We start from the raw sequence: 21,546 nt of genomic DNA, 5'->3' as shown, positions 1-21,546 counted from the left end.
GACCATCACCGGCTCCGGATTTCGGTCCCACTCCTCAGATTCGTCACCAGCGCCGTCGACTTGCCCGTGACGGCGGCCGCGAGTGGTCGTTCGAGGCCGGGAAGGCGTGCCACGTGCAGGAAAGCCCGACGTACCTGGAGCAGGAATCGGTTGGCGGGCAGGAACCATCGCGCGCCACGGCGAGCGACCTGCTGCTTCTCGGTCACCACCGGGCGGACCAGTTTTTCGTACTCCGTGAGGGCGGTCTCGATCGAGGACGACCGGGTGAGCTGTTCGGCCAGGACGAACGCGCCCGCGATCCCCAGCGAAGCGCCCTGGCCGGCGAGAAGGGAGACGGCATAACAGGAATCGCCGACGAGCACGACCCGGCCGCGGCTCCACGACGGCATCTCGATCTGCGCGACCTGGTCGTAGTACACCTCGCCGGAAGGCGGACACAGCGCGAGCGCTCGGGGTACCGCCCAGCCGAGCGAACCGTAGGTCGCGCGCAGGGCGGCTCGGGCGTCGTCCGGCAGGGCCGGATCCGTCGTGCGGTGCACGGCGAACGCCGCGAGCTTGCCGTCGCGGAGACCGTAGAAACCCATCTGCCTCCCGATCGTGTCGGTCAGGCAGAACCGCTCCCCCACCCGCTCACGGATCTCCTCGTCCTCGAAAACGAAGGCCGCCGTATGAAAACCGAGATGACGCAAGAACCGGCTCTCTTCGCCGAAGACCAGCCGCCGCACGGTCGAATGGATCCCGTCGGCCCCGACCAGCAGATCGGCTTCGAGCGTTTCGCCGTCCGCCGAAGTGACCCGCACCCGGTCGCCGAGGTCCTCGACTCCCGTGACCCCGACACCGAACCGGACGTCCACTGTGGACGGGAGGCCGGCGCGCAGGACACGTTCCAGGTCGGGCCGCATGATGCTGCAGAGCCTGCCCCGCACCGATTTGGCGAACCGGACGTAGTCGATGGCCGCCCGGCGGCGACCGCGTTCGTCCAGCAAACTCGCCTCGTCCACCCGGTACGCCACGTCTTCGACCCGAGGCAGCAGGCCCATCTCCTCGACGGCGTCGAAACCGGGGCCGAAGAAGTCGATCATGTAGCCCTGCTCCCGTGGCCCGGCTGCCCGCTCCAGCACCGCGACCTCGACACCCAGCGTCGCGAGCCGGTGCGCCAGCGCCAGCCCGGTGATCCCGGCACCGCAAATCGCCACCTTCATGGTGGTCCTCCCTTTCGGTTCAGTCGACCAGCCTGCGCAGGACGGCGGGAGAGACTTCTCCCGACCCTGGCCCGAGCGCCCGATGGAGCAGAAGCCCGTCCACCGCCGCGAAAAGGACCGCGGCCGTGTCCTCGGCATCGGCCACCCCATGCCGCGCCAGCCAGCCGCCGAGCCGGGCCCGCAGGTCGGCGAGCAGCTCGCGGATGCCTTGGCGCAGGGCGTCGTCGCGGGTCGCGGCGAGGTAGGACTCCGCGAACAGCAACGACATCGGGTCGGTGCCGGAGTAGCCGCCGACCGACGCCAGCAGCGCGTCCACCGCCTCCGCGGGCGTTTCGACGGTTTCCAGTGCCGGCTCGAAGGCGAGCGCGACCTCGCGCATCGCCCCCAGTACGGCCTCGGTCAGCAAGGCCTGCAGCGAAGGGAAGTGATAGTGCACGACGCTCGGCGTGACACCCGCGCGTTCGGCCAGGATCCGGGTGCTGACCGCGGACCAGCCGAGTTCGGGCACGAGCGCGACGGCCGCTTCGAGCAACCGCCGCCGAACAAGCTGGCCGCGCGCCGCGGCCGGGGAGCCTGCCACCGGTTCATCTCCTAGGGCGTTCGTCCTGTACGACTGACCTGATCGTATGTCCGGATCCGGCCGTGGCGCAAACCCGGTGCTCAGACCGCCTTCAAGAGCTCCACCACGCGCTCCGCGGTCGCGACGCTGGACTGCGGGTTCTGGCCGGTGACGAGGTTCCCGTCGACGACGACCTCGCTCGACCAGGCGGCGGCCGGAGTGACGATCGCGCCCTGCTCCCGAAGCCGGGTCTCGACGAAGAACGGGCTCTTGTCACCCAGCCCGCCCTGCCGTTCCTCTTCGTCGCTGAACGACGTCATCGAGCGGCCGGCGAAGGTGAACGAACCGTCTTCGCCACGCGCGCTGAGCAAGGCGGCGAGCCCGTGGCAGAGCGCGGCGATGGTCTTGCCACGCCCGTCGGCGTCGTTCAGCAGGGCGCCGAGATCGGCGTCGTCCACCAGGTCGGTCATCGGACCGTGCCCGCCCGGGAGGTAGACGGCGTCATAGGCGTCGGCCGAGACATCGGAAAGCTTGAGCGGCGCCGAAAGATCGAGCCCCTTGAGGTATTCCGCGAACTTCGCGCCCTCGGCGGGGTCGACGCCGCCGCGTTCGTCGAGGCTGATGGGATCGACGGTCGGCCGAAGCCCGGACGGCGTCGCGATCTCCACCTGATGACCCGCCTCGGCGAGCACCCGATGCGATTCGGCGACCTCTTCGGCCCAGAAGCCGGTCGGGTGGTCGGTGCCGTCGGTGAGCCGCACGTGGTCGGCGGCCGAGACGATCATGAGGATCCGCGCCATGACTGTTCCTTTCGTTGTTGCGGGGCGGTGTGCCCCACTGCCGCTTCAACGAGGTCATGGCCGCGCGTACTCCGCCGCGGCGGCTACGATCCATAAGATTTCTTATGGAAGGTGATTTGCATGCCCAACTTGGATCGGCTCGCGACCTTCCTGGCCATCTACCGGCAAGGCTCGCTCTCCGCGGCCGCGGCGGAGCTCGGGCTGACCCAGCCCGCCGTCACCGGACAGCTGCTCAAGCTCGAGGAAGAACTCGGCGAGCAGTTGTTCGTCCGGTCACGGCAGGGCGCGGCGCCGACCGCCCGCGCGGCCGAACTCGCCGCCAGGATCGGCACCCGTATCGACGAACTGCGGGGCGCGCTGACGGCAGGCGACGACGACGTCCAGTACCGCGAACGGGTGGCGGTGGGTGGTGCGAGCGACGGCATGGCGACGCGGTTCCTGCCCGCGCTGGCCCCGCTGACCGAACGCGGGCTGCGCATCACCGTCACGCTCGGGCTCGCCGACGAACTCCTGTCCGCGCTCGAAGCCGCGCGTCTGGACCTCGTCCTCTCCTCCGTCCGCCCGCGCCGGCGCGGTATCACCGCCCTTCCGCTGATCGACGAGGAATTCGTCCTCGTCGCCGCTCCCGCCCTCGCGCGGAGCGTCGATCCCGCCCTGCTCGCGACCGACCCGGTGCCCGCGCTGGCCCATCTGCCGCTGATCGCGTACGCCGACGATCTGCCGATCATCCGCCGCTACTGGCGCAGCGAATTCGGGCGGCGGCCGCCGAACCGGGTCGCCATGGTCGTTCCCGACCTCCGCGCGATCCTCGCCGTCGTCGTCGCGGGCGCCGGGGTGAGTGTGCTGCCGCGCTACATCGCCGCGGCCGCGCTCGAAGCGGGCTCGGTCTCGATCGTGCACACCCCGGTGGTGCCGCCGCTGAACACGATCTATCTCGCTCACCGGTCGGGGACGGCACGGCCGGTGGTGACCCTCATCCGCGACAGGCTGCTTGAACGCGCGCGCTCCTGGGGTTCGCTTTGAAAGTCCCGGCCCGGCAAAAATGACCTCTTTCTCCTGCAGAACCGTCGCGAGGCTTGCTCTTCCGAACCGTTTCATGGAGGACACATGGTCTCGAAACCCCGCCTCGCACTGGGAATGCTCGTCTTGGCCGCCTTGGCGGCAGGACTGCTCGCTTTGCTCATCTCGCTCGACGTCGGCGCCTTCTGGGCGAAGACGCTGCCGCTCGTCCTCCTGGCGGGCGGGGCGGCGTTCGCTCAATCCCTCGGCCTGTTCACCAAGGCACCGAAGGATTAGGGACCGGTCCCCACACCCGCCGTTAGCGTCCTGCCCGTGACCGAACTGGGTGCGTACGTCGAACGCTTCGAGACGAATTGCCGCAGGCGTGCGCTCCGGGGTGTGGCCGCGATCGTGATCGGCGCGCCGGTCGCGGTCCTCGGTGTCTTCGTGTTCTTGCTGGGTCAGGAGGCCGGGGTTTCCGGCGGGGAGGTGATCATCGGCCTCGTCATCGGCTGCGGACTGGGGCTGGCACTGCTGGGCGCCTGGGGTTGCTGGCACGCCATCGGCAAACGGGGCGAGATCTTCACCTTGTACGAACAGGGTTTCGTGCACACCTGGCGGAAATCGACCACCGTCGTGCCGTGGAGCAAGGTCGAGGCGGCCGTCGACCACGCCAAGAAGAACGCCCTCGCCAAGGCGTTCGGTGGCGATGTCGGCTGCCTCGTCAAACTCACCGACGGCAGGAAGATCCTCATCAACGGCTTCACCGAAGGCGCCGATCTGTTGGCCCGCACCATTTTCGAGGCCGTCGGGCGGCGTTCCCTCTGAAGGACGGTCAAACTCGCTGCGGCGCGAAGGTTCGGCGATAGTCCTGCGGGGAAACGCCGACGACCTTGTGGAAATGGTGCCGTAGCAAGGCTCCCGAGCCGAAGCCGCAGCGGCGCGCGACCTCGTCGATGCTCATCGTCGTCTCCTCCAGCAGCGACCTCGCGTGCAGAACCCGTTGCGTCGAAAGCCATCGGTGCGGCGTGGTGCCCGTCTCCGCGACGAACTTGCGCGCGAAGGTGCGCTCGGACATCCGGGCCCGTCGGGCGAGATCGGCGACCGGATGTTCGTGGGCGATGGTGTCGAGCATCCAGGTGAGCACCGGCTGAAGGCTGTCCCCGGTGCACTCCGGGATCGGCACCTCGACGAACTGGCGCTGCCCGCCTTCCCGTTGCGGCGGCACCACCATGCGCCGCGCGATCACGGTGGCCGCGGCGGAGCCGAGTTCGCGACGGACCAGATGCAGGCAGGCATCGATACCGGCGGCCGTGCCCGCGCTGGTGACGATGTCGCCGTCGTCGACGAACAGGACGTCCGGATCCAGCTGGGCCTGCGGGAACCGTTTCCGGAACGCCGCGCTGTGGCGCCAGTGGTTCGTGCACCGCCGCCCGTCGAGCAACCCGGCGGCGCCCAGCACGAACGCGCCGGTGCAGACCGAAAGCAGCGTGGCGCCACGTTCCGAAGCCGCACGGAGCGCTTCGAGCACCGCCGGCGGATATTCGTCGCGCACATCGCAGGCGGGGACGACGACGAGATCCGCGTCCTCGGTCGCTTCGAGACCGTGTTCCGGGGTCACCTTGACACCGTGACCGAGGCTGAGCGGCTCTCCCGCCCGCTCCCCGCACACCCGGAAGTCGAGCAGTGGCACTCCGTCATCGGTGCGGTCGTAGCCGAACACCTCGCAGACGACACCGAACTCGAAGGCGGCGAAATCGTCCAACAGCACCACGGCGACGCTTTTCAGCATGGCCGGAGCATAGCTGGCAGGATTTTGCCGCACAACGACAGAACTGCCACTTTTGGCAGGATGTCGAGCGGCGCAAACTTACTGCCATGACCGCACTCATCGTCACCCTCGCCCTGATCGCCCTCGTCACCTACCTCTTGAACCGCAACCACACGCGGCAAGGACGCCCGAACGTCGCAGGTGGCGACCCGCTCGGCCGCCCCTTCTGGAGGGGTGGCGCCACGATCTGAGGACACCGGGCACCACGAAGCCCGGTGTCACGAGCGCCACGTTCCCCGCCGAGACCCCCGCCCGGCCCCGCATCCGCCGAGGTCAAGCCCGCAATCACAGCTTTAAACCACTTCGCCCGTATTTTCTGCCGGTTACCAGTTTTCTGGTTAGGGTGCAGTGGTGCAAACGGGTTAACATCGGGCGGAAGGAGCGCGCGCCGCAGTCGGCGCGTCACTGGACATGAGTTCGCAGGACGGTAAACAAGCGGAAGAAGAGGTCGTCGCGGAGACCGCGGCCGACCTTGCCCACGCACCGGACACGACGGGTCCGGGCCACCCGCCCGATGAGCACGTCCCCCTCGACCTCGCCGCCGAACGACCCGCCGAGACCGACAAGACCGTTTTCGGGGTCGCGGCGGTACTCGCGCTCGCGATCATCGTCTGGGGCGTGCTGGCCCCGGAAAATCTGGCGAGTGTCGCGTCGACCCTGTTGAACGACGCCGTGATCCCTTACGGCGGCTGGGCTTTCGTGCTCACCGCGAGCGGTTTCGTGCTCTTCGCGGTCTGTCTGGCCATAAGCCGCTACGGCCGGATCCCGCTGGGCGGGGACAAGGAACTGCCCGAATTCCGCACGTCGTCGTGGATCGCGATGATGTTCAGCGCCGGTATGGGCATCGGCCTGATGTTCTTCGGGGTGTACGAACCGGTCTCCCACCTCGCGAGCCCGCCTCCGGGCACCGCGGCCCCGAATTCCGACGAAGCCGTCCACACCGCGATGGCGACGACGTTGTTCCACTGGACCGTGCACCCGTGGGCGATCTACGCGGTCGTCGGTCTCGCGATCGCCTACAGCACCTTCCGCAAGGGCCGCACCCAGCTGATCAGTTCGGTGTTCGCGCCGCTGCTCGGCAAGCGGCGCACCGAAGGCCCGCTGGGCAAGGCGATCGACATCATGGCGATCTTCGCCACGCTGTTCGGTTCCGCCGCTTCCCTCGGTCTCGGCGCGCTCCAGGTCGGCGGCGGCATGGGCGCCGTCGGCTGGATCGACGACCCCGGCAAGGGACTGCTGGTCGCGATCATCGCGATCCTCACCATCGCGTTCATCGCTTCGGCGGTTTCCGGTGTTGCCAAGGGCATCCAGTGGCTGTCCAACATCAACATGGTGCTCGCCGCGGTACTCGCGGTGTTCGTGCTGGTGGTCGGGCCGACCGTGCTGATCCTCAACATCGTGCCGGGCGCCATCGGCGACTACTTCCGCGAACTGGCGGAGATGTCGGGCCGCACCGGGATGACCGGCGGCGAGGAGATGCAGACCTGGCTCGGCGGCTGGACGGTCTTCTACTGGGCGTGGTGGATCTCGTGGACGCCCTTCGTCGGCATGTTCATCGCGCGGATCTCGCGCGGCCGCACGATCCGGCAGTTCATCTTCGGTGTCATCGCGATCCCGAGCATCGTGAGCCTGATCTGGTTCGCGATCTTCGGCGGCGCGGCGATCAGCAGGCAGCGGGCGGGGACGGACATCGCGGGCGCGGGCAGCGCCCAGTCGGCGACGTTCGAACTGCTCGAGACGCTGCCGTGGTTCATCCCGATCGCGATCCTGGTGATGATCCTGGTGTCCATCTTCTTCGTCTCCGGTGCGGACGCGGCGTCGGTGGTCATGGGCACCTTGTCCCAGCGCGGAAGTGTGCATCCGAAGAAGGGTGTCGTGATCTTCTGGGGCGTGCTGATGGGCGCCGTCGCGGCGGTGATGCTGCTCGTCGGCGGGGACAAGGCGCTGACCGGTCTGCAGAACCTCACCATCCTGATCGCGGTGCCGTTCGTGTTCGTGATGGTCGGGTTGTGCGTGTCGGTCTGGAAGGACCTGCGCAACGACCCGCTGATGAAGCAGGAAGACGCGATGATGTTGTCGCTGAAGGAACTGCACGAGGAACGCACGAACGGCCACGGCCGCCGTCGCATCCTCGGACGGTCGAAGCAGCGCACCTGATCTCGTAAGTACATGAAGGCCCCCATCCTTGCGCCTAGGTACAGGATGGGGGCCTTCACGCGTGTCAGGCGCGTCCGATGGCGACGAAAGCGCACAGCGCGAGGTAGCCGAGGTCCAGCAGCGCGACCAGGGGCTCCCGACGACGCAGCCGCACGACCACGGCGCCCGCCATGACCAGCGCCAGCCCGAGAGCGGCCAGCGGCACGAGTTCCGGCGCGATGTCGAGCAAGGCCGGGACGACCAGACCGACCGCGCCCAGGATCTCGACCAGCCCGATGAACTTCACGGCGCCGGGGCTGAAATCCAGCACCCAGCCCGCGGCCGACGCCACCCCGGCGATCTTTTCCCTTTGCAGGAACAGTTTCCCGACGCCGGACACGACGTACATGACGGCCAGCACCCAGGCGACGATCCACAGTGCGGTGTCCATCAATGCCCCGCGAACTGGCCGGGCGTGTAGTCGCCCGCCGGCTGCCGGGTGATGACGTTGAGCCGGTTGAAGGCGTTGATGAGCGCGATCTGGGTCACCAGCGCCACGAGCTGCTCGTCGTCGTAGTGCTTGGCTACGGCCGCCCACGCCTCATCGGTGACGCCGATGCCGTCGGCGAGACGGCAGCCCTGCTCGGTGAGCTCCAGCGCGGCGCGTTCGGCCTCGGTGAAGACCGTCGCCTCGCGCCAGCACGCGATCAGGTTCAGCCGGGTCGTGGTCTCCCCCGCGTGCGCCGCGTCCTTGGTGTGCATGTCGAGGCAACCCGAGCAGCCGTTGATCTGGCTGGCCCGGATGTTCACCAGTTCCCTTGTCGCCAAAGGAAGTTCGCTACCGTCGACGACCTTCGCGGCCGAAACGAGATGCTTGACCAGTTTCGGTGCGAGAGCGGTCTTGAGGTAATCGAGCCTTGCCTGCATGGGTTTTCTCCTTCTCGTCGGTGTTCACTTACTTCGACGAGGAGGACTCCCGAGAGGTAACACCCATGGCCGCGAGGCGACGCGGGTCACTCACGGAATCGATTTCGACGATGCGGCCGTCGACGATGGTGCAGGACATCACGCCCAGCAGCCTGCCGGTCCTGCTCCACGACACGATCCCCGGTTTGCCGTTGACCAGCGCGGGACGAGTGGTGACGACGGCGCGCGCTCCGCGCTGGACCCGCGTGGCCACCTCGGCCGCGCCGAGCCGCACGACCTCGCCGTGCCGGCTCTGCGAACGCCACGTCACGTCGGGATCGAGCATCTCGACCAATCCTTGGAAGTCCCCTTCGCGCGCGGCCGCGAGGAACGCCTCGACGACCGCGTGCTGCCGAGGCTCGTCGGTGGGACGACGTCCCTGCACCTTCCGGCGGGCGCGGCTGGCGAGCATCTTGGCCGCGTCGGCGGATTTGCCGAGGATCTCGCCGACCTCGGCGAACGGGACCGCGAACAGGTCGTGCAGGACGAAGGCCAGCCGCTCGGCCGGGCCGAGGGTGTCGAGCACCACGACCAGCGCCACCCCGACGGATTCGGCGAGCAGCGCGTCCTCTTCCGGCGAGTCCTCCAAGACGAGCAGCTCGGGCGGCTCGTCGTAGGAATCCTCGGGACGGGTCTTGCGGGAGCGCAGGACGTCGATGCAGACGCGGCCGACGACGGTGGTCAGCCAGCCGGACAGGTTGTCGATCGTGTCGGCGTCCTGGCGGGCCAGGCGCAGCCAGGCCTCCTGGACGGCGTCCTCGGCGTCCGCGCGCGAGCCGAGCATCCGGTGGGCCACGGCCACCAGACGCCCGCGCTGCTCCTCGAACGCGCTGGCCAGGGCTTCGCCGGTCATGTCGTTACCTTTCTCGCGCCGAATCCGTCATGGACATGACGAGCCCGACGCGAGAAAGGTAACCGACCACGCTCAGACGTCCCGGATGGGCGTCTTCACGGTCTTCTTCATGCCGGGGTTCTTCGTCTCCGGCTTCTTCTTGCCGGGCTCCGGTTCCGGCTCCGCGGTCGAGCCGCCGATGCCGGAGTCGATCGCCGCCGTGACGATCAGGTTCCGCTCGTCGGACGAGATGACCTCGCCGTCGAGGAGTTCCTGGGTCACGGCCCGCACGTAGGTCACGAACTGCTCGTTCGACGCGTAGTCCGACTCGTCGTCGATCACGTCGTTGATCGTGCAGCCGTTGCCGGTGTCGCGGTTCTCGACCTGGCTGTCCGCCGTTCCGAGGATCACGGTGTCCCGGACGTCGGAGTCCGGGCAGGCGTCCGGGCCCGGCGGCGCGGCGACGATGGTGAACGCGCCGCCCTGTTCCGCCGAGACGTTGCCCGCCTTGTCCGACGCGCGGTAGGCCAGCGTGTGCGTGCCCAGCGTGGTCACCTTCACCGGCGCGGTGTAGACCGTCCAGGCCCCACCGTCCAATGTGTACTCGATCTTGTCCACACCGGACCCGGTGTCGGTCGCGGTCAGGTTGATGGTCGCGTCTTCGATGTAGGACCAGCTTCCGTCCAGATCACCGCTCACCACCACCGAAACGGCGGGCGCGGTGTTGTCGTCACCCTCGACGATGGTGAACGTCGCCGTGCCTTCCGCCGACACGTTGCCCGCCTTGTCGGTGGCGCGATACTTCACCGTGTGCGCGCCGACGACAGTGAGCGCGAGCGGCGCCGAGTACGTCAGCCACGGTCCGCCGTCCAGCTGGTACTCGACCTTGCCGACACCCGAACCGGCGTCGGTCGCCGTGAGGGTCACGGTCGCCTTGCCGACGTAGTTCCCCGCGGTGTCCTTGGTCCCGGTCACCTCGGAGGTCACCGTCGGCGCGGTGGTGTCACTGCTGACGATGGTGAAGTGCGCCATGCCCTCCGGCGAGACGTTGCCCGCCTTGTCCGAAGCGCGGTAGTGGACCATGTGCATCCCCGGCGCGGAGACCGCGACCGGAGCGGTGTACGCGGTCCACGCGCCTTCGTCCACTTTGTACTCGACCTTGTCGACGCCGGTGCCGCCATCGGTCGCGGTGAGCTTCACGGTGGCGGTGTCGAGATAGTTGCCCGCGGTGTCCTTGGTGCCCGTCACCTCGGACGTCACCGTCGGCGGAGTCGTGTCACCGGGCTGCCCGGTGACGACGGTGAACGACGACATCCCTTCCGGCGAGACGTTGCCCGCCTTGTCGGAAGCCCGGTAGTGGACCATGTGCGCGCCGGCGGCGGAGACCGCCACCGGTGCCGTGTAGGCCGTCCAGGCGCCGCCGTCGAGCTGGTACTCGACCTTGTCCACTCCGGACTGGCTGTCCGAAGCGGCCAGGTTCACCGTCGCGGAGCCGACGTAGTTCCCGGCGGTGTCCTTGGTACCGGTCACGTTCGCGGTCACCGTCGGCGGAGTGGTGTCGGCGCCACCGCCGTCGGTGACGACGAACTCGCCCATCATCTTGGTGTGGCCCTGGATCGTGCAGTAGTACCGGTACTTGCCGGGGGTCAGCGTCACCGTGGCCTGGTGCACGCCGTTCTTGTCGTCGTAGGGGTTGGCGAGGATGTTGAGGGGGACGTCGTGGTTGTAGCCCGGGGTCTCGGTGTCGAACGTCAGCGTGTGCGACATCGTCGAGCCGAGCTCTTCGGTGTTCTTGAAGACGATCGTGGTCTCACCGGCCACCGCGGTGGACGGCGCGCTGAGGTAGTGGTCTGTGCTGTCGCCCGCGGTCCATTCCAGGGTCTGGACGGGAGCGGCGGAGGCGGGGGTGGACGAGCCCGGTAGCACCAGGCCCGCCAGCGCGAGCGTCGCGGCCACCAGGGCCACGACGAGGGTTCTTGGGGACATCGCAGGGAAACCTTCCGTACAGGGGACACCGGCCGGGCACGCGAACCCGCGCGCCCGGCCGGCTTTCGCGCTACAGCTGCCGCACCCGGATGTTGCGGAACTCCATCAGGTCGTTGTCACCGTGGTTCTGCAGACCGATGAACCCGCTGACGAACTGCCGGAAGTCGGTCGACGGGTCGCCCGCCCGCGACGAGTTGATCCCCGGCGCGTTCTCGAACTCGTTGATCACGACACCGTTGCGGATGATCGTGTACTTCTGCCCGACGACCTTGACCTCGTACTCGTTCCAGGTCCCCTTCGGCTTCACGCCCGCCTGGTCCAGCGGCCGCGGGTCGAAGTTGTAGATCGACCCGGTCTTCTGCGGTTCACCGGTGGCCCCGTCGTACAGCTGGACCTCGTGACCGCAGTAGATCGCGACCCAGGCCTGCGACGTCCTGGCCGAACCGACCGTGCCGCAGCTGCCCGGCGGACGCTGCTCCAGCGGCGTGCGCGGATCCGGGAAGCGGACGAACACCCCGCTGTTGGCGCTGCCGTTCGGCGCGATGTCCTTGAACTGCAGCTTCACCGAGAAGTTGCCGAACTGCCGTGCCGAGTACCACAGCATGCCCAGCCCACCGGACGGTCGCAGTGACCCGTCCGGCTGGATGGCGAACTGCCCGGACGGCGCCTGCGACCAGTTGCGGAACGATTCGGGCGTGCCGTCGTAGATCGCGTCGTAACCGGTGACGCCCTTGTTGCCGATGGGCGACGCGGCGGCCGCGGCGTTGATCTTGTCCGACTCGGCCGCGTTCAGCACGCCGAGGTCGCCCAGCCGGTCGACGGCCTGCGTGACGTGGTTGACGAAACCGGCGTGGGAGGTCCACGTGCTCTCGTCGTCGATCATGTCGTCGACCGTGCAGCCGCCACCGGCGTTGCGGTTGGTCACGCCGGTATCGGTGTCACCGATGGTCACCGTGGCGCTGGGATCCGCCACGAGACACCCGACGCTCACCGAGTTCCGCGTGGTCACCGTCTCGCCGTTCGCGTAGGTCACGGTCAGCTTGGCGGTGTACAGACCCGTGCGCGGGTAGGTGTGGCGCGGGTCGGGCTGCGTCGAGATCGTGCCGTCGCCGAACTCCCACTTGTAGGAGACGCCGCCGGACTTCGATCCGGTGAAGGCCGCGGTGAGCGGCTTGTTCTGCACCATGGTCGACGACGCCGCCGCGGACGGCGTGGCCTCGCCACCGGTGTAGCTGATCTTCAGCAGCTTCTGGTTGTTGGTCAGGGTGAAGAAGCCGCCGCCGTAGTCGAGCACGTACAGCGCGCCGTCCGGCCCGAACTTGGCGTCCATCCACTGGTTCAGCTTCGTGTCGCCACCACCGGTCGGGATGATCTGCCGCACGGTCTCGGCGAACACCGGCGGATCCTGCTTCGGGACGCCGTTCGGGTCGACGGTGACCGCGATCCGGTTCTGCCCGTTGCTCTGGTCACCGATGAACCACTTGTCGTTCCAGTAGGCGGGCCAGGCGACGCCGCTGTTGGTGTTGACCAGTTCGCGGTGGTACGTCGGCCCGGTCATGACCGCCTGGCCGCCGCCCTTGAGGTAGGGCTGCGTGTAGGTGGCCTCGGCCGCGTTGTACGTCGGGATGGAGCTGTTGGGGCGGTTGGGGAACACCGGCCCGCCGCCGTCCGGCGCGTACCAGATCATGTTCTTCTTGACCGGCGGCAGGTTCACCAGGCCGGTGTTACGCGGCGAGGTGTTGACCGGGTTGTCGCAGTCGTACCAGCCGGTGAGCACCGCGGCGTCGGTGCTGCTGCGGTCACGGTACGGCTGCTTGTTGCCCATGCAGTACGGCCAGCCGTGGTTGCCCGCCTCGGTGATGATCGTGGCGGTCTCGTACTTGGCCGGGCCGAGTTCCGGGCTCGGCGAGGTCGCGTCCGGGCCGACCCACGCGGCGGTCAGCCAGTTGGTCTTCTTGTCGACTTGCAGACGCGAGATGTTCCGCACGCCCATCACGTAGATCTCGGGCCTCGTCTTGTTTCCGGGGTCGTTGGCCTCGGGGAACAGGTTGCCCGCCGGGTTGGTGTAGGTACCGTCCGGCTCCGGGTGGATCCGCAGGATCTTGCCGTTGAGGTCGTTGGTGTTACCGGCGGTGCGGCGCGCGTCCTGGAACGAGACGCCCTTGTAGTCCTGGGTCCAGTTGTTGCCGGAGTACCCGTTGGAACCCTGCGACGAGTTGCTGTCACCGGAACCGATGTAGAGGTTCCCGTCCTTGTCGAAGTCCATCCCGCCGCCTGCGTGGCAGCAGCTGTGGACCTGGACGTCCCAGGACAGCAGGTCCTTGCGGGTCGCCTGGTCCAGCGTCTGGTTCTTCAGGTCGTAGGTGAACCGCGAGACCGTGCGCTTGCCGATCCGCTTGTCGATGTCGACCGACTCGTGCGGCATCCAGTAGGCGTACATGAAGCCGTTCTCGCTGAACTTCGGGTCCAGCACGAGACCGAGGAGGCCTTCCTCGTTCTTGACCAGCTCGTCGCCGCTGCCGCGGTTGCCCATCACCTTCAGCGTGGTGAGCAGCTTCGGCTTCTTGGTGACCGGGTCCCATTGGTGGATCGTGCCGCAGCCGGCGCCGATCTGGGGGTTGGTCCAGTCGTTCGGCGCGGGCACCGTGTTGCCGGCGCAGGCGGCGCGGCCGATGTAGAAGACGCGGCCGTTCGGCGCGATGGTGAGCCCGTGCGGCTCGCCCATCTGGTCGAGCTGGCCGGGCTGGTTGATCCCGGTCAGGCGTTCGACCTTGTAGTTGGCCGCGATCCCCGCCTTGCAGTCACCGCGCACCATGCCGGTGGTCCACTTCAGCGCGCCCAGGATGTGGCTGCGGAACTGGGCTTCGCCGTAGCTCGCCTCGGTCCGGCCCATCCCGGTGTAGAAGGAGCGGCCGCCGTCGTAGTCACGGCACCACGAGATCGGGTGGAAGGCGCCGTTCGCGCCGACACCCGGCTTGTAGGTCGACTCCTCGACCTGCGCGACCGTGTGCACGGTGCCGACCGGGTTGACCTCCCAGTTGAGCCACCGGTCGGTGCGGACCCACTTCTGCGGCAGTCCCGCGGTGGCCGGGTTCGCCTTGTCGAGGACGTCGACCGTGGCTTCGGCCGGCGGAGCCTCCGGTGGCGGCGGGGTGGTCGAGTTGTCCTTGTACAGCTTCCAATCGGCCAGCTGGATGAGCGGCTCACCCGCGTTGGCGGTGATGTTCAGCCGGTAGTTCGCGTACGCCGTGGTGTTGGTGAAGGTGAACTTGCGGCTCACGAACCGGTCGGCGAACGTCTCGTTGGTGCGAGTGTCCAGATCGGTCCATGTGGTCCCGTCGTTGGAGCCCTGCAGGGTCCAGCTCTTGGGGTCACGTCCGGGGAAGTCGTTCGCCGACACGAGGTCGTAGCTGCTGACGGCGACCGGGGCGGCCATCTTGTAGGCGACCCAGCCGGTCGGCTGGAACGCCAGCCACTTGGTGTTCTCGTTGTTGTCGGCGAGCTTTTCCTTGCTCTCGTTGGGCGCGTTCTCCGCGCTCGCGGTGACCGAGGCGACCGCCTCCGGTGTGGGACGCGCCCCCACCGGGCGGGCGCCGATCAGCCCCGAGAACCACTGCGAACCGTCCTGTGCCCGCGCGGCGTCGGACAGGCCGAGGAAACCACCGCCCGCCTTCATGTAGTTCTGCAGCGAGGTTTCCTGGTCGCGGTTGAGCGTGATGCCCTGTGCGGACAGGAAAACGACGCCGCGGTACTTCGCGAGGTTCGCCTGCGTGAACACCGCGGGGTCCGAAGAGGACGAAACGGAGATGCCGTTCGCCTGGCCGAGGCTCGCGATCGCGTCCGTGGCGCGCAGGACGGGGTCCTTCTGGTCCGCGGCGGTGCCGTGGAAGACCAGGACGTTGATCGGGACGTTCGTCGCGGCTTCGGCGGTCACCGGTGCGATGGCCAGCGGAAGCCCGGAGGTGACGACGGCGCCGACCGCCAGTGCGGCCAGCGAACGTCTGCGGAGCCGACGTTGCGAAAATACTCGTCTCAAGTTCTCGCTCCTTTCGAGTCTAGTGGTGGTGGGCCGAAGCGCCGGTGGCGTCCGGAGTGGACGTCGGGTGCTGATGTCCCTTGAAGCGGTCGATCGCCTCCTGGGCGCCTGCGGGCATCCCGCCGTCGGCGTTGCGGACCAGGAACACCCCGGACATGCCGTCGTCCGAGTGCTGCTGGACGTGGCAGTGGTACATCCACGCGCCCGGCCCGACGCCGTCACCGGCGATCACCTGGAACCCGAAGGAGTTGCCGGGGTCCAGGGTCTTGTTGTCGAGGATCGGGGCGTTGTCGGTCGCGCTGGTGAGCATGCCGGTGCGGGTGTCCGCCCAGCGGTGCGCGTGCAGGTGGAAGGTGTGCATCAGGTTGCCGTGCCCGATGCAGATGAACTCGACGCGTTCGCCGAGGTTCGCCTCGAAGATCGGCGTGTTCGGGGCGACCTGGTGGTTGATCCACATTTCGGTGAACACCACGGTGAACTGCTTGCTGGGCAGCAGATCCCCGCGTTTGCGCACGATCAGGCCGCCGTAGAGACCCTTCATCAGGCCCGCGGTGCCGTGGTCGCCGCCGAACGCGTGGTCGTGGTAGTGCCAGTACCCCGCGCTGCCGGGCATCCAGAAACCGTTGGCCGCCTGATACGCCGTCCGCGTCCGCCAGGTGTAGGTCTTGGTCTCGTACGGCTTGTTGAAGGAATCGTTGAACGGCGAACCGTCCGACTTGGTGTCGTAGTTGACGCCGTGCGGGTGGATCGACAGCCGCTGGTCGGTGTTGTTGACCAGCTCGATCACCAGCGTGTCACCCTCGTAGCACTCCAGGAGCGGCCCGGGGATCGTCGGTTTCCCGGGCTCCAGCCCGTAACCGACCCGGGTCGAGCCGGGAACGTAGTCGGCGTAGATGGTGATGTGGCGGGTCATCCCGGCCGCGGCGGCCGGTGCCGAACCCGCGCTGGCCGACACCACGACCGGGGCGATGACCCCGGCCGCGGTGCCCGCGAGCATCGATCTGCGGGACAGCCCGCGTTTCTGCTTGTCCATTGTGGATTCCCCAGTCAGAAGCGGACGTTACGGAGATAGGTGAACCCGGTCTGGGCGGTGCTCAGGGGATCCGTGGGGTTGTCGTGCTCGACGATGTATTCGGCGAGGTGGGGGCGGGTGTGCCGGAAGATGCGGGGGAAGTCGATGACGCCCTTGCCCGGGTCGACCATCTGACCGTCCGCGGTCCGGTCCTTGACGTGGTACTGCACCACGCGCGGACAGTGCCGCCGGTACAGCGAAACCGGGTCCATCCCGCCTTCCACCGCCCAGAACAGGTCGATCTCCAGGTGCACGTAACGCGGGTTCGTGTTCCTGGTGAGCACGTCGTACGGGCGCACGCCGTCGATGGGCGCGAACTCGTGCGCGTGGTTGTGGTAGCCGAGTGGGATACCGGCCTGGCGGAACTTCCGGGCCGCCGTGTCCATCCGGCCGGCGAACTGCTTCCAGCCGTCGATGGTGTCGAAGTTCGCCCACGGCACGTTGGCGCGGGTGTTCCCGAGGATCTTCGCGTCCGCGATGGTCTTGTCGAGGTCACCGTCGATGCCGACGTGGGTGGACGTCGCCTTGATGTGGTTCTTGTCCAGCAGCCCGCGGAACTCCTCGGCCGTGCGGCCGTAGGTGCCCGCCAGTTCGACCTTCCGGTAGCCGATGTCCGCCAGCGCGGACAGGGTTCCCGGCAGATCGGCCTGCAGCGCGGTGCGCAGGGAGTAGAGCTGGATGCTGATCTTGTCCACCGGGACCCGGCCCCGGCCGTGGTGGCCGTGTCCCTGGGCCGCCGCCTCGTCCGAGGTGGTGGCGTTGGCGAGGCCCGGCAGGGCTACCGCCGCCCCCACCGCGACCGCGGCCGTCGCCGCGCCGCGGAGGAGTGTCCGTCGCGAGTGGAACCGCTCAGCTTCTTCACCGCACATGAAACCGCCCTCACTTCTGGTTGCTGAAAGCCGCGTCGAAGGCCGCCGACGGCTTGTCGAACAGGAGCCCCCGCAGAAAGGTCACGGCTTCCGCCGCGCCCCGGAGCCGGTCCATGCCGGCGTCCTCCCACTCCACCGAGATCGGACCGGCGTAGCCGATCGAATTCAGTGCGCGGAAACAGTCCTCCCAGGGCACGTCGCCGTGCCCGGTCGAAACGAAGTCCCAGCCGCGTCGGGGATCTCCCCAGGGGAGATGCGAGCCGAGCCGTCCGTTCCGTCCGTCGAACCGCTTCCTGGTGTCCTTGCAGTCCACGTGGTAGATCCGGTCGGCGAAGTCGAGGATGAAGCCGACCGGGTCGAGGTCCTGCCAGATGAAATGCGAAGGATCCCAATTCAGCCCGAATGCCGGACGGTCGCCGACAGCTTCGAGCGCTCGTTTCGTGGTCCAGTAGTCGTACGCGATCTCCGACGGGTGGACCTCGTGGGCGAACCGCACGCCCACCTCGTCGAAGACGTCGAGGATCGGGTTCCACCGGTCCGCGAAGTCCCGGTAGCCGTCGTCGATGACCGCCTGCGACACCGGCGGGAACATCGCGACGTACTTCCACGTCTTCGAACCGGTGAAGCCGATCACCGTGTCCACGCCGAGTTTCGCCGCCGCGCGGGCGGTGTCGGCCATCTCCTTCGCCGCCCGCTGCCGGACGCCTTCCGGTTCACCGTCGCCCCACACCCTGGACGGGATGATCGCCTGGTGGCGTTCGTCGATCGGGTCGTCACAGACGGCCTGGCCGACGAGGTGGTTGGAGATGGCCCACACCTTCAGGCCGTGGTCGGCGAGCAGCTTCAGCCTGCCGGGCACGTAGTCCTCTTCGGACAGTGCGCGGTCGACCTCGAAATGGTCGCCGGAACACGCGATCTCGAGGCCGTCATAGCCCCATTCGCTGGCCAGCCTGCACACCTCGGTGAACGGGAGATCCGCCCACTGGCCGGTGAACAGGGTGATCGGACGGCTCATCGGTTCTCCTCGAAAGTGATCGCGTCTACGTCGAACAAGCCGCCGGAACCGCCCTTGAACACGAGGAACAACGGGCCGGTCCCGCCGGGGTCGGTGAGGGCGGACGCCGGGATGTCGGCATAGGTGTCCCAGCCGCCGGTGTTGGCGACAGTGACCGTCTGGACGAGCGGACCGTCCACCGCGCCCGAGCGGACCTCGATCGTGCCGCCGGCCCCGCCGGAGGAGACCCGGTAGCCGATACCGCGGACACCGACGAGGTTCACCGGGTCGAATTTGATCCAGTCACCGGATTCGATGTGTCCGACCCGTTTGCCACCACTGGCGCCGGCGTGCACGACGACCTCGATCCCGCTGGACTGGGTGTAGAACTCCGCCTGCTTCAGCTTCGGCTGCAGGATGGACTCGGCCTCGCCGGTGAGCGCGGGCACGCCGTTGCCGCCCCCGTTGTCGGTGTAGCTGGCGTTGATGACGCCGAAGACGTTGGCGTCCGCGCCGTGCCCTTCGTCGGCGGGCGTGGCGATGGTGCCCTCACAGCCGGTCGCACGGCTGAGCGGATGCCCGTGGCCTTCGTGGCCGAGGATGTATTCGACGGTCACCTTCGAGCAGTCGATCGGGTTGTCCTCGGCGTCGGTCACCTCGACCTTGAACGGGACCATGTCCCCGAAACTGAACACACTGCCGTTGACCGGCGTCTTCAGCGTGACCACCGGCGCGGTATTGCCGACGGTGACCACCACGCTCGCCGAGCCGGTCAGCCCGGTGGCGTCGGTGACCGAGAGCTTCGCCGTGTACTGGCCGTTCGCGCTGTAGGTGTGGGAAACCGGGTTGGCCTCGGTGGAATCGGTCGTGCCGTTCCCGTCGAAGTCCCAGGCGTAGGTCAGCGCCTGGCCGTCGGGGTCGTTCGTCCCGGCCGGGTCGAAGTTGACGGTCAGCGGCGCCTGTCCGGACGTCTTGTCCGCGGCCACCTTGGCGATCGGCGTCCGGCGTCCCTTGGTGTAGTCGATGCGATAGACGGCGGATTCCTTGGAGCCGCCGAAGTAGCCGGTGCCGTAGTCGAGGACGTACATCGCGCCGTCCGGGCCGAACTCGACGTTCATCGGGCGGACGAGATCCATCGAGTCGAAGAACGGCTTGATGGCACCGCGTTCACCGTTCGGTCCGACGGTGATCTCCTTGATCCAGCCGCGTTCCCATTCGTAGGCGAAGGTCTTGCCGTCGAAGTACTCCGGGAACTTGGTCTGCGACGGGTTCTTCGCGTCGAACTGGTAGACCGGTCCGCCCATCGGCGACTCGGGGCCGGTGCCGAACTCGGGCAGCGAACCGCCGTCGTAGGGGATCCACGCCTTCTCGACCGGCGGGAGGTCGGTCAGCCCGGTGTTGCGCGGGCTGGTGTTCTTCGGCTTGGCGCAGTCGAAGGCCGCGCCGGACTGTTTGGTGGCGAAGTCGTAGTCGATGAACGGCTGGTTGTCCCCGATGCAGTACGGCCAGCCGAAGTTGCCGGGCTTCTTGATCAGGTTGAACTCGACCGTGCCACCGGGGCCGCGCTTGGGGTCGGCCGCACCGGCGTCGGGACCGTAGTCGGCGAGGTGGATCCAGCCGGTCTCGCGGTCGACGGCGAACCGGAACGGGTTGCGGAAGCCCATCGCGTAGATCTCGGGCTTGGTCTTGGCCCTGCCCTTCGGGAACAGGTTGCCCTTGGGGATCGTGTACTTCCCGTTTGCGCCGACCTTGATCCGCAGCACCTTGCCGCGCAGGTCGTTGGTGTTGGCCGAGGTGCGCTGCGCGTCGTAGACCGGGTTGCGGTCGGCGCGCTCGTCGATCGGGGTGAACCCGTCGGAGGCGAACGGGTTGGAATCGTCCCCTGTGGACAGATACAGGTTGCCCTGTGCGTCGAAGTCGATCTCGCCGCCGGCGTGGCAGCAGATGCCGCGTTCGGCCGGGACCTGGAGGATCTTCTGCTCACTCGCGAGATCGAGCTTGTTGTCGGTACCCAGCTTGAACCGCGAGAGCTGGTTGTAGCCCTTGAACGGTGCGAAGTCGGCCGGGGTGCCGTTCTCCGGCGCGTCACCGGCCGGGGTGTTCAGCTTGGGCGCGTAGTACAGGTAGACCCAGCGGTTCTTGGCGAAGTCCGGGTCGATGGCGACACCCTGGAGGCCGTCCTCGTCGTGGTTGTAGACGGGGATCTGCCCGGCCAGCGACGTCGTCGCGGAAGAGCTGGTGTACCAGACGCGGCCGTCGCGCGAGGTGTGCAGGACGTCGCGGTTGGGCAGCACGGAAAGCGCGATCGGCTCGCCGGTCTTCTCCTCGCCCTTGGCCAGGGTGATCTGGTCGAAGTCCGCGTCGACGGGAGCTTCCTGGGGCTTGGCGCAGCCGGGCTCGCTCAGCTTGGTGGCGTACTTGATGCCGCCGGCCAGGTGCTTGAGGAAGGCCGGTTCGGTGTAGGACGTCTTGGTGTGCCCGCCGCCGGTGTACCAGGAGCGGCCGCCGGAGTTCTCGTGGCACCAGGCGATCGGGTGGTCACCCATCGCGCCGTCACCGGGCTGGTAGCTCTTCTCGTCCAGGCTCGCGAGGACGTGGACATCGCTCCGTGGGTTCTCGCGGTAGTTGTACCACTCGTCGGTGCGCGGCCAGGTTTCCGGTAAGTCCACAGTGGACACGTGGTCGTGGTCCTCGACCTTGACGTTCGCCTGCTGGATCTGCGGATGGGACTTGAAGTACGCCCCGACCAGTTCGCCGTACCAGGGCCAGTCGTACTCGGTGTCGGAGGCGGCGTGCACGCCCACGTACCCGCCGCCTCCCTTCACGTAGCGCTCGAACGCGGCCTGCTGATCCGCGTTCAGCACGTCACCGGTGGTGGAAAGCCAGACCACCGCGTCGAAGCGCTTGAGGTTCGCGTCGGTGAAGGCCGCCGCGTCCTCGGTGGCTTCCACGCCGAAGTGGTTCTGCGCCCCCAAATCCTTGATCGCCTTGATCCCGTCGGGGATCGAATCGTGCCGGAAGCCCGCGGTCTTGGAGAACACGAGCACCGTCGCTGCTTCGTGCGCCGATGCGGTCTGCACCGGTAGCGCGACGCCTGTCAGAGCCGTGACCATGGCTGTGACGAGCACACCCAGTCGTCGTTTCAAAGACATAGCAGTAGCGATCCTTTCGATGAGCGGCGGCGATCAAGGAAGGGGATGCGGGTGGAGCTTTCCTTTCGTTGGAAATGAGGTGTTCGGACGAGAGTCAGCCAGGGTGAGGTGT

At 67.8% G+C, this 21,546-nt stretch carries 18 protein-coding genes; 5 read left to right on the top strand and 13 right to left on the bottom strand.

The features are described 5' to 3' along the window. Window positions 1-5: 5 nt before the first annotated feature. From DMH01_RS30250 to DMH01_RS30240, 3 genes are all read right to left on the bottom strand, one after another. On the bottom strand, window positions 6-1,202 hold the full coding sequence (locus tag DMH01_RS30250; RefSeq protein WP_125680705.1) for an FAD-dependent monooxygenase: 1,197 nt from the start codon (window positions 1,200-1,202) through the stop codon (window positions 6-8). Window positions 1,203-1,221: 19 nt separating this feature from the next. Further along, on the bottom strand, window positions 1,222-1,782 hold the full coding sequence (locus DMH01_RS30245) for a TetR/AcrR family transcriptional regulator (RefSeq protein WP_125680703.1): 561 nt from the start codon (window positions 1,780-1,782) through the stop codon (window positions 1,222-1,224). A gap of 80 nt (window positions 1,783-1,862) precedes the next feature. Continuing rightward, window positions 1,863-2,561, bottom strand: coding sequence for a type 1 glutamine amidotransferase domain-containing protein (locus tag DMH01_RS30240; RefSeq protein ID WP_125680701.1), 699 nt, complete (start codon window positions 2,559-2,561; stop codon window positions 1,863-1,865). A gap of 120 nt (window positions 2,562-2,681) precedes the next feature. Between DMH01_RS30240 and DMH01_RS30235 the strand changes: the two genes are divergently transcribed. The 3 genes from DMH01_RS30235 to DMH01_RS30225 all read left to right on the top strand — a co-directional run bounded on the left by DMH01_RS30235 (window position 2,682) and on the right by DMH01_RS30225 (window position 4,388). Then, window positions 2,682-3,584 (top strand): LysR family transcriptional regulator, encoded by a 903-nt coding sequence (locus DMH01_RS30235; protein ID WP_125680699.1) that lies wholly within the window; start codon window positions 2,682-2,684, stop codon window positions 3,582-3,584. A gap of 84 nt (window positions 3,585-3,668) precedes the next feature. Further along, window positions 3,669-3,857, top strand: a complete 189-nt coding sequence (locus tag DMH01_RS30230) for a hypothetical protein (protein WP_125680697.1) — start codon at window positions 3,669-3,671, stop codon at window positions 3,855-3,857. A 36-nt stretch (window positions 3,858-3,893) separates the two neighbouring features. Next, window positions 3,894-4,388, top strand: coding sequence for a hypothetical protein (locus tag DMH01_RS30225; RefSeq protein ID WP_125680695.1), 495 nt, complete (start codon window positions 3,894-3,896; stop codon window positions 4,386-4,388). Between the two features lie 7 nt (window positions 4,389-4,395). Here DMH01_RS30225 and DMH01_RS30220 read toward each other — a convergent pair whose 3' ends face one another. Continuing rightward, the gene (locus DMH01_RS30220) at window positions 4,396-5,352 is read right to left on the bottom strand and encodes a GlxA family transcriptional regulator (protein WP_125680693.1); all 957 of its coding nucleotides are present in this window, start codon (window positions 5,350-5,352) and stop codon (window positions 4,396-4,398) included. 86 nt (window positions 5,353-5,438) lie between these two features. On the opposite strand from DMH01_RS30220, the gene DMH01_RS43095 reads away from it, so the two are divergent. Both DMH01_RS43095 and DMH01_RS30215 read left to right on the top strand, forming a co-directional pair. Beyond that, window positions 5,439-5,582: a hypothetical protein gene (locus DMH01_RS43095; RefSeq protein ID WP_199745684.1), complete on the top strand. Its 144-nt coding sequence runs from the start codon at window positions 5,439-5,441 to the stop codon at window positions 5,580-5,582. Between the two features lie 220 nt (window positions 5,583-5,802). Continuing rightward, a complete protein-coding gene (locus DMH01_RS30215) occupies window positions 5,803-7,548 on the top strand; it encodes a BCCT family transporter (protein WP_125680691.1) in 1,746 nt (581 codons plus the stop codon). Between the two features lie 64 nt (window positions 7,549-7,612). Here the strand turns inward: DMH01_RS30215 and DMH01_RS30210 are convergent, their stop codons facing one another. The 9 genes from DMH01_RS30210 to DMH01_RS30170 form a co-directional block, all read right to left on the bottom strand. Further along, a complete protein-coding gene (locus DMH01_RS30210) occupies window positions 7,613-7,978 on the bottom strand; it encodes a DoxX family protein (protein WP_125680689.1) in 366 nt (121 codons plus the stop codon). Further along, window positions 7,978-8,454 (bottom strand): carboxymuconolactone decarboxylase family protein, encoded by a 477-nt coding sequence (locus DMH01_RS30205; RefSeq protein ID WP_125680687.1) that lies wholly within the window; start codon window positions 8,452-8,454, stop codon window positions 7,978-7,980. Before DMH01_RS30205 ends, DMH01_RS30210 begins: the two co-directional genes overlap by 1 nt. A gap of 28 nt (window positions 8,455-8,482) precedes the next feature. After that, window positions 8,483-9,346 (bottom strand): sigma-70 family RNA polymerase sigma factor, encoded by an 864-nt coding sequence (locus tag DMH01_RS30200; protein ID WP_125680685.1) that lies wholly within the window; start codon window positions 9,344-9,346, stop codon window positions 8,483-8,485. Window positions 9,347-9,418: 72 nt separating this feature from the next. Continuing rightward, window positions 9,419-11,311, bottom strand: a complete 1,893-nt coding sequence (locus DMH01_RS30195; protein WP_125680683.1) for a chitobiase/beta-hexosaminidase C-terminal domain-containing protein — start codon at window positions 11,309-11,311, stop codon at window positions 9,419-9,421. Window positions 11,312-11,381: 70 nt separating this feature from the next. Next, window positions 11,382-15,347 carry a ThuA domain-containing protein gene (locus DMH01_RS30190; protein ID WP_125680681.1) on the bottom strand — a complete coding sequence of 1,322 codons (3,966 nt, stop codon included), beginning with the start codon at window positions 15,345-15,347 and terminating at the stop codon, window positions 11,382-11,384. A gap of 19 nt (window positions 15,348-15,366) precedes the next feature. Then, window positions 15,367-16,380: a multicopper oxidase domain-containing protein gene (locus DMH01_RS30185; protein ID WP_125680679.1), complete on the bottom strand. Its 1,014-nt coding sequence runs from the start codon at window positions 16,378-16,380 to the stop codon at window positions 15,367-15,369. A 14-nt stretch (window positions 16,381-16,394) separates the two neighbouring features. Beyond that, complete coding sequence (locus tag DMH01_RS30180; RefSeq protein ID WP_125680677.1) at window positions 16,395-17,288, bottom strand: sugar phosphate isomerase/epimerase; 894 nt, start codon at window positions 17,286-17,288, stop codon at window positions 16,395-16,397. Window positions 17,289-17,298: 10 nt separating this feature from the next. Then, on the bottom strand, window positions 17,299-18,303 hold the full coding sequence (locus DMH01_RS30175; protein WP_125680675.1) for a sugar phosphate isomerase/epimerase: 1,005 nt from the start codon (window positions 18,301-18,303) through the stop codon (window positions 17,299-17,301). Further along, entirely contained in the window at window positions 18,300-21,395 is a 3,096-nt protein-coding gene (locus DMH01_RS30170) for a ThuA domain-containing protein (protein ID WP_125680673.1), read from the bottom strand. The genes DMH01_RS30175 and DMH01_RS30170 overlap by 4 nt, the downstream gene beginning before the upstream one ends. Window positions 21,396-21,546 lie beyond the last annotated feature (151 nt).

It is taken from the genome of Amycolatopsis sp. WAC 04182, from assembly GCF_003947465.1.
GTDB lineage: Bacteria > Actinomycetota > Actinomycetes > Mycobacteriales > Pseudonocardiaceae > Amycolatopsis.
This window is presented reverse-complemented; position numbering and strand designations above follow the sequence as displayed.

Excerpts from the sequence above, each read along its gene's own strand:
- DMH01_RS30250 (WP_125680705.1), bottom strand. The coding sequence starts at position 1,202 with ATGAAGGTGGCGATTTGCGGTGCCGGGATCACCGGGCTGGCGCTGGCG.
- DMH01_RS30240 (WP_125680701.1), bottom strand. The coding sequence starts at position 2,561 with ATGGCGCGGATCCTCATGATCGTCTCGGCCGCCGACCACGTGCGGCTC.
- DMH01_RS30235 (WP_125680699.1), top strand. The coding sequence starts at position 2,682 with ATGCCCAACTTGGATCGGCTCGCGACCTTCCTGGCCATCTACCGGCAA.
- DMH01_RS30230 (WP_125680697.1), top strand. The coding sequence starts at position 3,669 with ATGGTCTCGAAACCCCGCCTCGCACTGGGAATGCTCGTCTTGGCCGCC.
- DMH01_RS30220 (WP_125680693.1), bottom strand. The coding sequence starts at position 5,352 with ATGCTGAAAAGCGTCGCCGTGGTGCTGTTGGACGATTTCGCCGCCTTC.
- DMH01_RS43095 (WP_199745684.1), top strand. The coding sequence starts at position 5,439 with ATGACCGCACTCATCGTCACCCTCGCCCTGATCGCCCTCGTCACCTAC.
- DMH01_RS30215 (WP_125680691.1), top strand. The coding sequence starts at position 5,803 with ATGAGTTCGCAGGACGGTAAACAAGCGGAAGAAGAGGTCGTCGCGGAG.
- DMH01_RS30210 (WP_125680689.1), bottom strand. The coding sequence starts at position 7,978 with ATGGACACCGCACTGTGGATCGTCGCCTGGGTGCTGGCCGTCATGTAC.
- DMH01_RS30205 (WP_125680687.1), bottom strand. The coding sequence starts at position 8,454 with ATGCAGGCAAGGCTCGATTACCTCAAGACCGCTCTCGCACCGAAACTG.
- DMH01_RS30200 (WP_125680685.1), bottom strand. The coding sequence starts at position 9,346 with ATGACCGGCGAAGCCCTGGCCAGCGCGTTCGAGGAGCAGCGCGGGCGT.
- DMH01_RS30195 (WP_125680683.1), bottom strand. The coding sequence starts at position 11,311 with ATGTCCCCAAGAACCCTCGTCGTGGCCCTGGTGGCCGCGACGCTCGCG.
- DMH01_RS30185 (WP_125680679.1), bottom strand. The coding sequence starts at position 16,380 with ATGGACAAGCAGAAACGCGGGCTGTCCCGCAGATCGATGCTCGCGGGC.
- DMH01_RS30180 (WP_125680677.1), bottom strand. The coding sequence starts at position 17,288 with ATGTGCGGTGAAGAAGCTGAGCGGTTCCACTCGCGACGGACACTCCTC.
- DMH01_RS30175 (WP_125680675.1), bottom strand. The coding sequence starts at position 18,303 with ATGAGCCGTCCGATCACCCTGTTCACCGGCCAGTGGGCGGATCTCCCG.
- DMH01_RS30170 (WP_125680673.1), bottom strand. The coding sequence starts at position 21,395 with ATGGTCACGGCTCTGACAGGCGTCGCGCTACCGGTGCAGACCGCATCG.